13 protein-coding genes are annotated in these 15,543 nt (G+C 54.0%); all 13 read left to right on the plus strand.

Annotation, left to right across the window (positions count from 1 at the left end; all coding sequences use genetic code 11):
- Nucleotides 1-317: 317 nt before the first annotated feature.
- The 13 genes from ilvI (at nt 318) to murG (ending at nt 15,495) form a co-directional block, all read left to right on the plus strand.
- A complete protein-coding gene (ilvI, locus tag FDX24_RS22810) occupies nt 318-2,042 on the plus strand; it encodes an acetolactate synthase 3 large subunit (protein WP_071887318.1) in 1,725 nt (574 codons plus the stop codon).
- A 2-nt stretch (nt 2,043-2,044) separates the two neighbouring features.
- Nucleotides 2,045-2,536, plus strand: a complete 492-nt coding sequence (gene ilvN / locus FDX24_RS22815) for an acetolactate synthase small subunit (protein ID WP_003829566.1) — start codon at nt 2,045-2,047, stop codon at nt 2,534-2,536.
- Nucleotides 2,537-2,801: 265 nt separating this feature from the next.
- Nucleotides 2,802-3,806 carry a catabolite repressor/activator gene (cra, locus tag FDX24_RS22820; protein WP_005124558.1) on the plus strand — a complete coding sequence of 335 codons (1,005 nt, stop codon included), beginning with the start codon at nt 2,802-2,804 and terminating at the stop codon, nt 3,804-3,806.
- 611 nt (nt 3,807-4,417) lie between these two features.
- A complete protein-coding gene (mraZ, locus tag FDX24_RS22825; protein ID WP_003018792.1) occupies nt 4,418-4,876 on the plus strand; it encodes a division/cell wall cluster transcriptional repressor MraZ in 459 nt (152 codons plus the stop codon).
- A 1-nt stretch (nt 4,877) separates the two neighbouring features.
- Entirely contained in the window at nt 4,878-5,819 is a 942-nt protein-coding gene (gene rsmH / locus FDX24_RS22830; RefSeq protein ID WP_006686694.1) for a 16S rRNA (cytosine(1402)-N(4))-methyltransferase RsmH, read from the plus strand.
- Nucleotides 5,816-6,181 (plus strand): cell division protein FtsL, encoded by a 366-nt coding sequence (gene ftsL, locus FDX24_RS22835; protein ID WP_000625651.1) that lies wholly within the window; start codon nt 5,816-5,818, stop codon nt 6,179-6,181. Before rsmH ends, ftsL begins: the two co-directional genes overlap by 4 nt.
- Nucleotides 6,182-6,196: 15 nt before the next feature.
- Nucleotides 6,197-7,963: a peptidoglycan glycosyltransferase FtsI gene (gene ftsI / locus FDX24_RS22840; protein ID WP_003018783.1), complete on the plus strand. Its 1,767-nt coding sequence runs from the start codon at nt 6,197-6,199 to the stop codon at nt 7,961-7,963.
- Entirely contained in the window at nt 7,950-9,437 is a 1,488-nt protein-coding gene (gene murE / locus FDX24_RS22845) for a UDP-N-acetylmuramoyl-L-alanyl-D-glutamate--2,6-diaminopimelate ligase (protein ID WP_048212698.1), read from the plus strand. The genes ftsI and murE overlap by 14 nt, the downstream gene beginning before the upstream one ends.
- Entirely contained in the window at nt 9,434-10,792 is a 1,359-nt protein-coding gene (murF, locus tag FDX24_RS22850; RefSeq protein WP_137345796.1) for a UDP-N-acetylmuramoyl-tripeptide--D-alanyl-D-alanine ligase, read from the plus strand. The genes murE and murF overlap by 4 nt, the downstream gene beginning before the upstream one ends.
- The gene (gene mraY, locus FDX24_RS22855; protein ID WP_003018774.1) at nt 10,786-11,868 is read left to right on the plus strand and encodes a phospho-N-acetylmuramoyl-pentapeptide-transferase; all 1,083 of its coding nucleotides are present in this window, start codon (nt 10,786-10,788) and stop codon (nt 11,866-11,868) included. The genes murF and mraY overlap by 7 nt, the downstream gene beginning before the upstream one ends.
- A gap of 2 nt (nt 11,869-11,870) precedes the next feature.
- On the plus strand, nt 11,871-13,187 hold the full coding sequence (murD, locus tag FDX24_RS22860) for a UDP-N-acetylmuramoyl-L-alanine--D-glutamate ligase (protein WP_137364989.1): 1,317 nt from the start codon (nt 11,871-11,873) through the stop codon (nt 13,185-13,187).
- A complete protein-coding gene (gene ftsW, locus FDX24_RS22865; protein WP_115600969.1) occupies nt 13,187-14,431 on the plus strand; it encodes a cell division protein FtsW in 1,245 nt (414 codons plus the stop codon). The genes murD and ftsW overlap by 1 nt, the downstream gene beginning before the upstream one ends.
- On the plus strand, nt 14,428-15,495 hold the full coding sequence (gene murG / locus FDX24_RS22870; protein WP_137364990.1) for an undecaprenyldiphospho-muramoylpentapeptide beta-N-acetylglucosaminyltransferase: 1,068 nt from the start codon (nt 14,428-14,430) through the stop codon (nt 15,493-15,495). Before ftsW ends, murG begins: the two co-directional genes overlap by 4 nt.
- Nucleotides 15,496-15,543 lie beyond the last annotated feature (48 nt).

Raw genomic sequence — 15,543 nt, forward strand, 5'->3', positions numbered from 1 at the left:
TATGGCAGAGTAAATCCGATGATGCATCTGGTTTATTCTGCTTTTTTATTTTTATTTGAAATTTTATGCTGAAATCTGCTTTTGTTTTTTGCCCGGGAGGGCGAAAAAATAGAGTAATCGCTGTAAGTGCTCATTTTTAAGCGATTATTTGTCATTTCATTTGCTTATACTGGTTTAATTCTCCGTTTATTCGATTCTTTCCTCCGTTTTATTCTTATCCGCCGTTACGCCACCACTTCAGTGTCAATTGCCATGCCTTATCGTCAGCGGTTAATGTGTTGTTAAACCGTTATTCATTATAAGAGTGGAGGCAAGCCATGGAGATGTTGTCTGGAGCCGAGATGGTCGTCCGATCGCTCATCGATCAGGGTGTGAAGCAGGTATTCGGATATCCCGGGGGCGCAGTCCTCGATATTTATGATGCTTTGCATACGGTCGGTGGTATTGATCATGTGCTGGTCCGCCATGAGCAGGCAGCGGTCCATATGGCCGATGGTCTGGCACGTGCGACGGGGGAAGTGGGCGTTGTGTTGGTCACCTCAGGGCCGGGAGCAACCAATGCGATCACCGGTATCGCAACGGCGTACATGGACTCCATCCCGCTGGTGATCCTCTCCGGACAAGTGGCTACCTCTCTGATTGGTTACGATGCCTTTCAGGAGTGCGACATGGTGGGGATTTCTCGCCCGGTGGTAAAACACAGCTTTCTGGTTAAACAAACGGAAGACATCCCGCAGGTGCTGAAAAAAGCCTTCTGGCTGGCGGCAAGCGGTCGTCCGGGACCGGTGGTAGTGGATTTGCCGAAAGATATTCTGAATCCGGCGAAGAAACTGCCTTACAGCTGGCCGGAGTCGGTGAGCATGCGTTCGTATAATCCGACGACGACCGGACATAAAGGGCAGATAAAACGCGCTCTGCAGACGTTAGTAGCGGCTAAAAAGCCGGTTGTGTACGTGGGGGGCGGGGCAGTGAATGCTGCCTGCCACGAACAGCTGAGGCAGATTGCTGAAGCACTAAATCTGCCGGTTGTCTCCTCACTGATGGGCTTAGGTGCGTTTCCGGCAACGCATCGTCAGGCACTGGGCATGTTGGGTATGCATGGTACCTATGAAGCGAATATGACTATGCATCATTCGGATGTGATATTTGCGGTCGGCGTGCGCTTTGACGATCGTACAACCAATAATTTGGCAAAATATTGCCCGAATGCGACCGTGTTACATATCGATATCGACCCCACCTCTATTTCAAAAACCGTCACGGCGGATATTCCAATCGTGGGCGATGCTCTCCTGGTGCTGGATCAGATGCTTGAGCTGCTGGAGCAGGAGAAATCGCAGCAGCCGCTGGACGATAACCGTGACTGGTGGCAACAGATTGAGCACTGGCGCGCCCGTCAGTGCCTGAAATACGACACTCAAAGCGAAAGTATTAAACCGCAGGCAGTGATCGAAACCATCTGGCGTCTGACAAAAGGGGATGCGTATGTGACCTCTGACGTTGGTCAGCATCAGATGTTTGCTGCGCTGTACTATCCGTTTGATAAACCGCGCCGCTGGATCAACTCAGGCGGCCTCGGCACCATGGGATTCGGTTTACCCGCAGCGTTAGGGGTGAAGATGGCACTGCCGAATGAAACGGTAGTCTGCGTTACCGGTGATGGCAGTATTCAGATGAATATTCAGGAGCTGTCGACGGCGCTGCAATATGAGCTGCCGGTGCTGGTACTCAACCTTAACAACCGCTATCTCGGCATGGTGAAACAGTGGCAGGACATGATCTATTCCGGGCGTCATTCGCAGTCTTATATGCAGTCGCTACCTGATTTTGTTCGTCTTGCTGAAGCATATGGGCATATTGGTATCCAGATAAATCATCCGGATGAGCTGGAAAGCAAACTGGGGGAAGCACTGGAACATGTGCGCAACCACCGGCTGGTGTTTGTTGATGTCACCGTCGATGGCAGTGAGCATGTCTACCCGATGCAAATTCGAGGGGGCGGTATGGATGAGATGTGGTTAAGCAAAACGGAGAGGACCTGATTATGCGCCGGATATTATCAGTATTACTGGAAAACGAGTCTGGGGCATTATCGCGCGTAATAGGCCTCTTCGCTCAGCGTGGTTACAACATTGAAAGCCTGACCGTCGCGCCGACTGACGATCCGACCTTATCACGGATGACGATCCAGACCGTGGGCGATGAAAAGGTCCTCGAGCAAATTGAAAAGCAACTGCACAAGCTGGTGGACGTTCTGCGCGTCAGCGAACTGGGGCAGGGCGCCCATGTTGAACGAGAAATTATGCTGGTGAAAATTCAGGCCAGCGGGTATGGCCGGGAAGAGGTGAAACGCAACACGGAGATTTTTCGTGGGCAAATTATCGACGTTACGCCGTCGATCTACACCGTACAACTGGCGGGCACCAGCGATAAGCTGGATGCGTTTCTGGCAACGCTGCGTGAAGTCGCTAAAATTGTGGAAGTTGCCCGTTCCGGCGTGGTGGGACTCTCCCGAGGCGATAAAATCATGCGTTAATAGCCGACTGTAGGCCTGATAAGCACAGTGCCATCAGGCATCATCGTGGAGGTCATGCCGGATGGCGGCGTAAATGCCTTATCCGGCCTACAGGTAACGTACCCGTTTTCGCTGATGCTACCTGTTGCGCTTTTTTTTTGCGAAATCAGCAGTAACCAGAGACAAAAGCGGTTGCCGCAGTCATTATTCTGCGCTTAGATGTTAATAAATTTAACCCATGCCATCTTAAAGGTTATGGTTTGTACATTTTACGCAAGGGGCAATTGTGAAACTGGATGAAATCGCTCGGTTGGCCGGCGTTTCGCGAACGACTGCAAGCTACGTTATTAATGGCAAAGCAAAGCAATACCGCGTAAGCGACAAAACGGTCGAAAAAGTCATGGCGGTGGTGCGCGAACATAATTACCACCCTAATGCTGTGGCGGCCGGGCTCCGTGCTGGACGCACACGTTCTATCGGGTTAGTAATCCCGGACCTGGAGAATACGAGTTATACCCGCATTGCAAACTACCTGGAACGTCAGGCGCGTCAGCGTGGGTATCAACTGCTGATTGCCTGCTCTGAAGATCAGCCGGATAACGAAATGCGCTGTATTGAGCACCTTTTGCAGCGTCAGGTTGACGCCATTATTGTGTCTACCTCATTACCGCCGGAACATCCGTTCTATCAGCGCTGGGCGAACAGTTCATTCCCGATTGTGGCGCTGGATCGTGCGCTGGATCGTGAACACTTCACCAGTGTTGTCGGCGCAGACCAGGATGATGCAGAAATGCTGGCGGAGGAATTGCGTAAATTCCCTGCTGAAACCGTGCTCTATCTGGGGGCGCTCCCTGAATTATCGGTCAGTTTCCTGCGCGAACAGGGTTTCCGTACCGCGTGGAAAGACGATCCGCGTGACGTGCACTTCCTGTATGCCAATAGCTATGAGCGGGAGGCAGCAGCGCAGTTGTTTGATAAATGGCTGGAAACACATCCGATGCCTCAGGCACTGTTCACCACCTCATTCGCGCTATTGCAGGGGGTGATGGATGTGACATTGCGTCGCGATGGGCAACTGCCATCCGATTTAGCCATTGCCACGTTTGGCGATCACGAACTGCTCGACTTCCTGCAATGTCCGGTGCTGGCAGTGGCACAGCGCCACCGAGATGTGGCTGAACGTGTGCTGGAGATCGTCCTTGCAAGCCTTGATGAACCGCGTAAACCAAAACCAGGATTAACGCGCATTCGGCGTAATCTGTACCGCCGCGGCATCCTTAGCCGTAACTAAGTGGTTGCTATTGATGGCATTGGAGAGAATGCTTCGATGCCATCAAATATTTTATTCTCAGAAATAACCTTATTCTATTTAAGAATATTCTTTAGAATTATCTGAAATTTATTCTTTAATTATCCTAATTTAAAAATGCAACTATCCTTTTTTGGGTTATTGATACGTAACGGCGCGTTACGTTTGTATTATTTTGTTACATGCTTGTGTGGATTTGCCGAATTAACAAACACTTTGCCGCCGAATTGCGGCAATCTCTCACCTTCCTTGGCCGTACGGGCCGTACAGACCGATGAACTGGTACTGTTATCTCGCTGCATATTGTCCTAAAATGCCGCTCGCGTCGCAAACTGACACTTTATATTTTCCTCGGTTGATATTGAGTTGTTTTAAACAATGATGAGTTGTTGGATTTTTTTCTTACAAATATTCATGACGTTAATTTGCTTCGTTTGCTGTACGGAATTTGTTCAACGCAGATATTAGCCGTAAACAATGGGTTTTTTGCTCTGCTAAGCGCCGTGACTTGCTTGACAAGGTTTTCCTCCGCTCCGTAAACTCCTTTAAGTGGGAATTTGTGGGATAAAGTGGTAATCGGGGGTGAGACTGGCATGTTCCGGGGAGCAACGTTAGTTAATCTCGACAGTAAAGGGCGCTTATCGGTGCCTACCCGTTATCGGGATCAACTGCTCGAGAGCGCTACCGGTCAAATGGTTTGTACCATTGACATCCATCACCCGTGCCTGCTGCTGTACCCCCTGCCTGAATGGGAAATTATCGAGCAGAAGTTATCGCGTCTGTCGAGCATGAATCCAGTTGAGCGTCGCGTACAGCGCTTATTGCTGGGTCATGCCAGCGAATGTCAGATGGATAACGCCGGTCGCTTATTGATCGCGCCCATTCTGCGACAACACGCAGGGCTAACGAAAGAAGTGATGCTGGTTGGGCAGTTCAATAAGTTTGAGCTGTGGGATGAAACGACCTGGTATCAACAGGTCAAGGAAGATATCGACGCTGAGCAGTCTGTGACCGGCGCGCTGTCGGAACGATTGCAGGACTTGTCTCTATAAGATGATGGAAAATTATAAACACACCACGGTGTTGCTGGATGAAGCCGTAAACGGCCTGAATATTCGTCCAGACGGCATCTACATTGATGGGACATTTGGTCGCGGTGGTCATTCACGTCTGATCCTCTCACAGCTTGGTGAAGAGGGACGTTTACTGGCAATCGATCGCGATCCGCAGGCTATTGCCGTTGCAAAGACGATTACCGATCCTCGCTTCTCCATCGTACATGGACCTTTTTCTGCGTTGGCTGACTATGTCGCCGAACGCGGACTGACCGGTAAGATCGACGGGATTCTTCTCGATCTTGGGGTTTCATCTCCGCAGCTTGATGACGCGGAGCGCGGTTTTTCGTTTATGCGTGACGGTCCGTTAGATATGCGTATGGACCCAACACGCGGTCAGTCAGCGGCTGAATGGCTGCAAACCGCCGATGAAGCAGACATTGCCTGGGTGATTAAAACTTTTGGCGAAGAACGCTTCGGCAAACGCATTGCTCGCGCCATTGTCGAGCGCAATCGCATCGAACCGATGACTCGCACCAAAGAGCTGGCGGAAGTGATTGCGGCGGCAATGCCAGTGAAAGACAAATTCAAACATCCCGCGACCCGTACCTTCCAGGCGGTGCGCATTTGGGTGAACAGTGAACTGGAGGAGATAGAGCAGGCGCTAAAAAGCTCGCTCAGCGTGCTGGCACCAGGTGGTCGCCTTTCGATAATCAGTTTCCATTCGCTTGAAGATCGCATTGTGAAACGCTTTATGCGCGAACAAAGCCGTGGTCCTCAGGTTCCGGCTGGAATACCGATGACCGAAGCGCAGATCAAAAAGCTGGGCGGCCGTGAGTTAAGAGCACTAGGCAAGATGATGCCGGGCGAAGAAGAGGTAGCTGAAAATCCTCGTGCCCGTAGTTCAGTTCTGCGTATTGCAGAGAGGACGAACGCATGATCAGCAGAGTGACAGAAGCCCTCAGCAAAGTTAAGGGATCGATAGGAAGCAACGAGCGCCATGCCTTGCCTGGTGTGATCGGTGACGATCTTTTGCGGTTTGGGAAGCTGCCACTCTGCCTGTTCATTTGCATTATTTTGACGGCGGTTACCGTCGTGACAACAGCACACCATACGCGGTTACTGACCGCGCAGCGTGAGCAGCTGGTTCTGGAGCGAGATGCGCTTGATATCGAATGGCGCAACTTGATCCTTGAGGAGAACGCGCTCGGCGACCATAGCCGTGTTGAACGGATCGCAACGGAAAAGCTGCAAATGCAGCATGTTGATCCCTCACAAGAAAACATCGTAGTACAAAAATAAGGATAAACGCGACGCATGAAAGCAGCGGCAAAAACGCACAAACCAAAACGCCAGGAAGAACAAGCCAACTTTATCAGTTGGCGTTTTGCGTTACTGTGCGGTTGTATTTTGCTGGCACTGGGTTTTCTGCTGGGGCGCGTTGCCTGGCTGCAAATCATCGCGCCGGACATGCTGGTACGTCAGGGCGACATGCGCTCTCTGCGCGTCCAGGAAGTGTCCACCTCGCGCGGGATGATTACCGACCGCTCTGGTCGTCCACTGGCGGTGAGCGTTCCGGTGAAGGCGATTTGGGCCGACCCGAAAGAGGTGCATGACGCAGGCGGCGTGAGCGTTGGCGAGCGCTGGAGAGCGCTGTCGACGGCGCTGAACCTCCCGCTCGATCAACTGGCTTCCCGCATTAACGCCAACCCGAAAGGGCGCTTTATCTATCTGGCGCGTCAGGTAAACCCTGACATGGCTGACTACATCAAAAAACTGAAGCTGCCAGGGATTCACCTGCGTGAAGAGTCCCGCCGTTACTATCCTTCCGGAGAAGTGACCGCTCACCTCATCGGTTTTACCAACGTCGACAGCCAGGGGATTGAAGGCGTTGAGAAGAGCTTCGATAAATGGCTCACCGGACAACCGGGTGAACGTATTGTACGTAAAGACCGCTATGGCCGCGTCATTGAAGATATCTCCTCTACCGACAGCCAGGCGGCGCACAACCTGGCGCTGAGTATTGATGAGCGTTTACAGGCGCTGGTCTACCGTGAACTGAATAACGCCGTGGCGTTTAACAAGGCTGAGTCAGGCAGTGCGGTGCTGGTGGATGTGAACACCGGTGAAGTGCTGGCAATGGCCAACAGTCCGTCTTACAACCCGAACAATCTCACCGGTACGCCGAAAGACGCGATGCGTAACCGTACCATTACCGACGTGTTTGAGCCGGGTTCTACCGTTAAACCGATGGTGGTGATGACCGCGCTGCAGCGTGGCGTGGTACGTGAAAATACCGTACTTAACACCATTCCTTACCGAATTAATGGCCACGAAATTAAAGACGTGGCGCGTTATAGCGAATTGACCCTTACCGGGGTTTTGCAGAAGTCGAGTAACGTCGGTGTTTCCAAGCTGGCGTTAGCGATGCCGTCCTCAGCGTTAGTAGATACTTACTCACGTTTTGGGCTGGGAAAAGCGACCAATTTGGGGTTGGTCGGAGAACGCAGTGGCTTATATCCTCAAAAACAACGGTGGTCTGACATAGAGAGGGCCACCTTCTCTTTCGGCTATGGGCTAATGGTAACGCCGTTACAGTTAGCGCGAGTCTACGCAACGATCGGCAGCTATGGCGTTTATCGCCCGCTGTCGATTACCAAAGTTGACCCTCCTGTTCCGGGCGAGCGTATCTTCCCGGAAGCGACCGTACGCACCGTGGTGCACATGATGGAAAGCGTGGCGCTGCCTGGTGGCGGCGGCGTGAAGGCGGCGATTAAAGGCTATCGCATCGCTATTAAAACCGGTACGGCGAAAAAAGTCGGGCCAGATGGCCGCTACATCAATAAATACATTGCTTATACCGCAGGTGTTGCGCCTGCGAGTCAGCCGCGCTTCGCGCTGGTTGTTGTTATCAACGATCCGCAGGCGGGTAAATATTACGGTGGCGCCGTTTCCGCGCCGGTCTTTGGTGCCATCATGGGCGGCGTTTTGCGCACCATGAACATCGAGCCGGATGCGCTGACAACGGGCGATAAAAATGAATTTGTGAATAATCAAGGCGAGGCAACAGGTGGCAGATCGTAATTTGCGCGACCTTCTTGCTCCATGGGTGCCGGGTGCACCGGAGCGAGCACTGCGAGAGATGACACTCGACAGCCGTGTGGCTGCATCGGGCGATCTCTTTGTCGCAGTATTGGGTCATCAGGCGGACGGGCGTCGGTATATCCCGCAGGCGATAGCGCAAGGTGTGGCTGCCATTATTGCAGAAGCAAAAGATGAAGCTGCTGACGGTGAAATCCGCGAAATGCACGGTGTACCGGTTATCTATCTGAGCCAGCTTAACGAACGCTTATCTGCACTGGCGGGCCGTTTTTACCACGAGCCTTCTGAAAAAATGCGTCTGGTCGGTGTGACCGGAACGAACGGTAAAACCACCACCACCCAACTGCTGGCACAGTGGAGCCAACTGCTTGGTGAAACCAGTGCGGTAATGGGAACGGTAGGTAATGGCCTGCTGGGTAAAGTGATCCCGACGGAAAATACTACTGGTTCAGCCGTTGACGTTCAGCATGTGCTGGCGGGTCTGGTTGAACAGGGCGCGACCTTTGGCGCGATGGAAGTTTCATCGCATGGTCTGGTTCAGCACCGCGTGGCGGCGCTGAAATTTGCGGCCTCAGTATTTACCAACTTAAGCCGTGACCATCTCGATTATCACGGCGATATGGAGCACTACGAAGCCGCGAAATGGCTGCTGTATTCCACGCACCATTGCGGGCAGGCCATTGTTAATGCGGATGATGAAGTCGGTCGCCGCTGGCTGGCTAAACTTCCCGATGCGGTTGCCGTATCAATGGAAGACCACATTAACCCGAACTGTCACGGTCGTTGGTTAAAAGCGATTGACGTGGATTATCACGATAGCGGCGCGACGATTCGATTTGCTTCCTCATGGGGCGACGGCGAAATTGAAAGCCGCCTGATGGGGGCGTTTAACGTCAGCAATTTGCTGCTGGCGCTGGCCACACTGTTGGCGTTGGGGTATCCGTTAGCTGATTTACTGAAAACGGCGGCACGACTGCAGCCGGTTTGCGGGCGCATGGAAGTGTTCAGCGCGCCGGGCAAAACCACCGTGGTAGTTGATTACGCCCATACGCCGGATGCACTGGAAAAAGCGCTGCAGGCGGCCCGTCTGCATTGCACCGGCAAGCTGTGGTGCGTCTTTGGCTGCGGCGGCGATCGCGACAAAGGTAAACGTCCGTTGATGGGCGCCATTGCCGAGCAGTTTGCCGATGTCGTTGTGGTTACGGATGACAATCCACGCACCGAAGAGCCTCGCGCCATTATCAATGACATTCTGGCGGGTATGCTGGATGCCGGGCAGGCCAAAGTAATGGAAGGCCGTGCTGAAGCGGTCACTAGCGCCATCATGCAGGCAAAAGAAAATGACGTGGTGCTGGTCGCTGGCAAAGGTCATGAAGATTACCAGATTGTCGGTGCACACCGTCTCGACTACTCCGATCGCGTGACGGCAGCACGTCTGCTGGGGGTTATCGCATGATTAGCGTAACGCTCAGCCAACTGGCGGAGATCCTCCGTGGCGAACTGAAAGGGGCCGATCTGGCCCTTGATGCGGTGACAACCGATACGCGTAAAGTGACGCCAGGCTGCCTGTTTGTGGCGCTGAAAGGCGAACGCTTTGACGCCCATGATTTTGCCGACAAGGCACAAGAGAGCGGGGCGGGTGCGCTGTTGGTCAGCCGTCCTTTGGACACCGACCTGCCGCAGCTGATTGTGAAAGATACGCGTCTGGCGTTTGGTGAACTGGCGGCGTGGGTACGCGCTCAGGTGCCGGCGCGCGTTGTCGCGCTTACCGGCTCATCCGGTAAAACCTCTGTTAAAGAGATGACGGCCTCCATTCTGAGCCAGTGTGGCAACACGTTATATACCGCGGGCAACCTGAATAACGACATCGGCGTACCGATGACGCTGCTGCGCTTAAACAACGATTATGACTATGCCGTGATTGAACTTGGCGCCAATCATCAGGGTGAAATCGCCTGGACCGTTGGGTTGACGCGTCCGGAAGCGGCGTTGGTGAACAACCTGGCCGCCGCGCATCTGGAAGGCTTTGGTTCTCTGGCGGGCGTGGCGAAGGCAAAAGGTGAGATTTTTACCGGCCTGTCAGCGAACGGTATCGCCATTATGAATGCCGACAACAACGACTGGCTGAACTGGCAGAGCATTATTGGCGATCGCAAAGTCTGGCGTTTTTCGCCGAATGCGGCTAACAGCGACTTTTCGGCGGCCAACGTACATGTGACCTCACACGGCACGGAGTTTACGCTGCAAACCCCAACCGGAAGCATTGATGTTCTGCTACCGCTGCCGGGTCGCCACAACATTGCTAACGCCCTGGCAGCGGCTGCGCTCGCTATGGCGGTAGGCGCGACGCCAGAGGCGATCAAAGCGGGTCTGAAAGATTTGCAAGCGGTCCCGGGACGCCTGTTTCCGATTCAACTGGCAGAAAATCAGCTGCTGCTGGACGACTCCTATAACGCTAACGTCGGCTCAATGACCGCAGCGGTACAGGTGCTGTCTGAAATGCCTGGCTACCGCGTGTTGGTGGTTGGCGATATGGCAGAGCTTGGCGCGGAAAGTGAAGCCTGCCACGTGCAGGTGGGTATCGCTGCGAAGGCGGCGGGTATCGACCGTGTGCTGAGTACAGGGAAACTGAGTCAGGCAATTAGCCATGCCAGCGGCGTTGGTGAGCATTTTGCGGATAAAACCGCGCTGACCGCGCATCTTAAAGCACTGATTGCAGAACATCAGATCATGACGATTTTAGTGAAGGGTTCACGTAGTGCCGCCATGGAAGAGGTAGTACGCGCATTACAGGAGAATGGGACATGTTAGTTTGGCTGGCCGAACATTTGGTCAAATATTATTCCGGCTTTAACGTCTTTTCCTATCTGACGTTTCGCGCCATCGTCAGCCTGCTGACCGCGCTGTTCATCTCTTTGTGGATGGGCCCGCGCATGATCGCCCGCTTACAAAAAATGTCCTTTGGACAGGTCGTACGTAACGACGGTCCGGAATCGCACTTCAGTAAACGCGGTACGCCAACCATGGGTGGGATCATGATCCTCACCGCGATAGTTATCTCCGTACTGCTGTGGGCATATCCGTCGAACCCGTACGTATGGTGCGTGCTGGTGGTATTGATTGGCTACGGCATTATCGGTTTTGTCGATGACTACCGCAAAGTGGTGCGCAAAGATACCAAGGGCCTGATTGCCCGCTGGAAGTACTTCTGGATGTCGGTCATTGCATTAGGGGTCGCGTTTGCGCTGTATCTGGCCGGTAAAGACACTCCGGCGACCGAGCTGGTGGTGCCGTTCTTTAAAGACGTGATGCCGCAACTGGGGCTGTTCTACGTGCTGCTGGCGTACTTCGTGATTGTCGGTACCGGGAATGCGGTAAACCTTACCGACGGCCTGGATGGACTGGCGATTATGCCGACCGTGTTTGTGGCCGCCGGTTTTGCGCTGGTGGCATGGGCGACCGGTAACATGAACTTTGCTAACTATCTGCACATTCCTTATTTACGCCACGCTGGCGAATTGGTGATTGTCTGTACGGCGATTGTCGGCGCAGGTTTAGGCTTCCTGTGGTTTAACACCTATCCGGCGCAGGTCTTTATGGGCGACGTCGGTTCACTGGCACTGGGTGGCGCGCTGGGCATTATTGCCGTACTGCTGCGTCAGGAGTTCCTGTTAGTGATCATGGGCGGCGTATTTGTTGTAGAAACGCTGTCGGTCATTCTGCAGGTGGGCTCCTTTAAGCTGCGCGGACAGCGCATCTTCCGTATGGCGCCGATTCACCATCACTATGAACTGAAGGGCTGGCCGGAACCGCGCGTTATTGTGCGCTTCTGGATTATTTCGCTGATGCTGGTGCTGATTGGCCTGGCAACGCTGAAGGTACGTTAATCATGGCTGATTACCAGGGTAAAAAAGTCGTCATTATCGGTCTGGGATTGACCGGGCTGTCCTGCGTGGATTTCTTTCTGGCGCGTGGCGTGACGCCGCGTGTGATGGATACCCGCACAACGCCGCCTGGCCTGGATAAATTACCGGAAGCGGTTGAGCGTCATGTTGGCAGCCTGAATGATGACTGGCTGCTGGCTGCCGATCTCATCGTCGCCAGCCCTGGTATTGCCCTGGCGCATCCTTCGTTGAGCGCCGCTGCTGATGCAGGGATTGAAATTGTTGGCGACATTGAGCTGTTTTGTCGCGAAGCACAGGCGCCGATCGTCGCGATCACCGGGTCCAACGGTAAAAGCACCGTCACGACGCTGGTTGGCGAAATGGCGAAAGCGGCCGGAGTAAACGTCGGCGTTGGCGGTAATATTGGCCTGCCTGCGCTGATGCTGCTGGATGACGAACGCGAACTGTATGTTCTGGAACTGTCCAGCTTCCAACTGGAGACAACCTCCAGCTTACGGGCTGTCGCGGCCACCATTTTGAACGTCACTGAAGATCATATGGACCGTTATCCGTTTGGACTGCAGCAGTACCGTGCAGCCAAACTGCGCGTCTATGAGAACGCGAAAGTATGCGTGGTCAACGCCGATGATGCGCTGACTATGCCGGTTCGTGGTGCAGATGAGCGTTGCGTGAGCTTTGGCGTCAATATGGGGGACTATCACCTGAATCGTCAGCAGGGCGAAACCTGGCTGCGAGTGAAAGGGGAAAAAGTCCTCAACGTGAAAGAGATGACGCTTACCGGCCAGCATAACTATACCAACGCCCTGGCAGCGCTGGCGCTGGCGGATGCTGCGGGTCTGCCACGGGCGTCGAGCCTGAAAGCACTGACCACCTTTACCGGTCTGGCGCACCGTTTTCAGTTGGTGCTGAACCATAACGGCGTACGCTGGATTAACGATTCGAAAGCCACCAACGTGGGCAGTACCGAAGCCGCGCTGAATGGCCTGCACGTTGACGGCACGCTGCACCTGCTGCTGGGCGGCGACGGAAAATCCGCTGATTTTATGCCGCTGCAACGTTACCTGAGCGGCAACAATATTCGTCTGTACTGCTTTGGTCGCGATGGCGCACAGCTTGCCGCTCTGCGACCTGAGATTGCGGAACAAACTGAAACCATGGAACAGGCGATGCGTCTGCTTGCGCCGCGCGTGAAGCCGGGCGATATGGTGCTGCTGTCGCCAGCCTGCGCCAGCCTTGACCAGTTCAAGAACTTTGAGCAACGTGGTGACGTCTTCACCCGTTTGGCGAAGGAGTTGGGTTGATGCGCTTATCTCTCCCTCGTCTGAAAATGCCGCGCGTACCGGGACTGGGTGTCCTGGCGTGGATCTTCGCGGCACTTAAAGGCTGGGTGATGGCTTCGCGTGATAAAGACGCCGACAGCCTGATCATGTATGACCGCATGCTGCTGTGGCTGACCTTTGGTCTGGCAGCGATTGGTTTTGTGATGGTGACATCAGCATCGATGCCTGTAGGGCAACGCCTGGCGGGCGATCCTTTCCTGTTTGCTAAGCGTGACGCGTTGTACATCTTTCTCGCGTTTTGTCTGGCGATGGTGACGCTGCGTCTGCCGATGGAGTTCTGGCAAAAGTACAGTACGACGATGCTGATAGCCTCAATCATCATGCTGCTGATCGTACTGGTGGTGGGTAGCTCCGTTAACGGGGCGTCGCGCTGGATTGCGTTGGGCCCGCTGCGTATTCAGCCTGCGGAATTTACCAAGCTGTCGCTGTTCTGTTATCTCGCCAATTATCTGGTGCGTAAAGTGGATGAGGTGCGTAACAACCTGCGCGGCTTCTTAAAACCGATGGGTGTGATTCTGGTGCTGGCTATTTTACTGCTGGCGCAGCCTGACCTCGGTACGGTGGTGGTGCTGTTTGTTACCACGTTGGCGATGCTATTTTTGGCTGGCGCCAAATTGTGGCAATTCATCGCCATCATCGGCATGGGGATTTCGGCGGTCGTACTGCTGATCCTTGCCGAGCCGTATCGTATTCGCCGCGTAACTTCCTTCTGGAACCCGTGGGAAGATCCGTTTGGCAGCGGCTATCAGCTGACACAGTCTCTGATGGCTTTTGGTCGCGGTGAAGTGTGGGGCCAGGGATTGGGTAATTCAGTCCAAAAACTGGAGTATTTGCCGGAAGCGCACACCGACTTTATCTTCGCCATTATTGGGGAGGAGCTGGGTTATATCGGTGTGGTACTCGCTCTTTTAATGGTATTCTTCGTCGCTTTTCGCGCGATGTCGATTGGTCGTAAGGCGCTGGAAATTGACCACCGTTTTTCAGGTTTCTTAGCCTGCTCCATCGGGATTTGGTTTAGCTTCCAGGCGCTGGTAAACGTCGGCGCGGCGGCGGGTATGCTGCCAACGAAAGGTCTGACGTTGCCGTTGATCAGTTATGGTGGTTCAAGTTTGTTGATCATGTCGACAGCCATCATGTTTTTGTTACGTATTGATTATGAAACGCGTCTGGAAAAAGCCCAGGCGTTTACACGAGGTGCACGATGAGTGGTCAACCGAAGCGGTTAATGGTGATGGCGGGCGGTACCGGTGGACATGTCTTCCCGGGGCTGGCGGTTGCGCACCATTTAATGGCCCAGGGCTGGCAGGTTCGTTGGCTGGGCACCGCCGATCGTATGGAAGCGGACTTAGTGCCGAAACACGGCATTGAAATTGACTTTATTTGCATCTCCGGTTTGCGTGGCAAAGGTGTTAACGCGCTGCTTGCCGCCCCCGTGCGTATTTTTAATGCCTGGCGTCAGGCGCGCGCCATCATGAAGCAGTTTAAGCCTGATGTGGTGCTGGGTATGGGCGGCTACGTGTCCGGCCCTGGCGGTCTGGCAGCCTGGTCATTAGGCATTCCGGTTGTACTGCATGAGCAGAACGGCATTGCCGGATTAACCAACAAGTGGCTGGCGAAAATTGCCACTACGGTGATGCAGGCTTTTCCTGGCGCTTTCCCGAATGCGGACGTGGTGGGGAATCCAGTGCGTACTGATGTCCTTGCACTGCCGTTACCCGAAGAACGTTTGGCTGGGCGTGAAGGTCCGGTGCGCGTGCTTGTTGTCGGAGGTTCGCAGGGCGCGCGCGTGCTGAACCAGACGATGCCGCAGGTCGCCGCTAAACTTGGCGACGCAGTGACTATCTGGCATCAGAGCGGTAAAGGCGCGCAGCAAACCGTTGAGCAGGCTTATGCCGATGCGGGACAACCGCAACACAAGGTCACTGAATTTATTGATGATATGGCGGCAGCCTACGCGTGGGCGGATGTTGTGGTCTGTCGCTCAGGCGCGCTGACGGTGAGCGAGATTGCTGCCGCAGGTTTGCCGGCGTTGTTTGTGCCGTTCCAGCACAAAGACAGACAGCAGTACTGGAATGCGCTGCCGCTGGAGAAAGCGGGCGCTGCCAAAATTCTTGAGCAGCCGCAGTTTACTGTGGATGCCGTCGCCAGCACCCTTGCCGGGTGGTCGCGAGAAACCTTATTAACCATGGCAGAACGTGCGCGCGCCGCATCCATACCGGATGCCACAGAGCGTGTTGCAACTGAAGTGAGCCGGGCTGCCCGGGCGTAATTGTGGTGATGCCTTTTGCATCGCATGAACTAAGAAGTTAATGGCTAA

It is taken from the genome of Citrobacter sp. wls716 (assembly GCF_005280975.1).
GTDB classification, from domain to species: Bacteria; Pseudomonadota; Gammaproteobacteria; order Enterobacterales; family Enterobacteriaceae; genus Citrobacter; species Citrobacter youngae.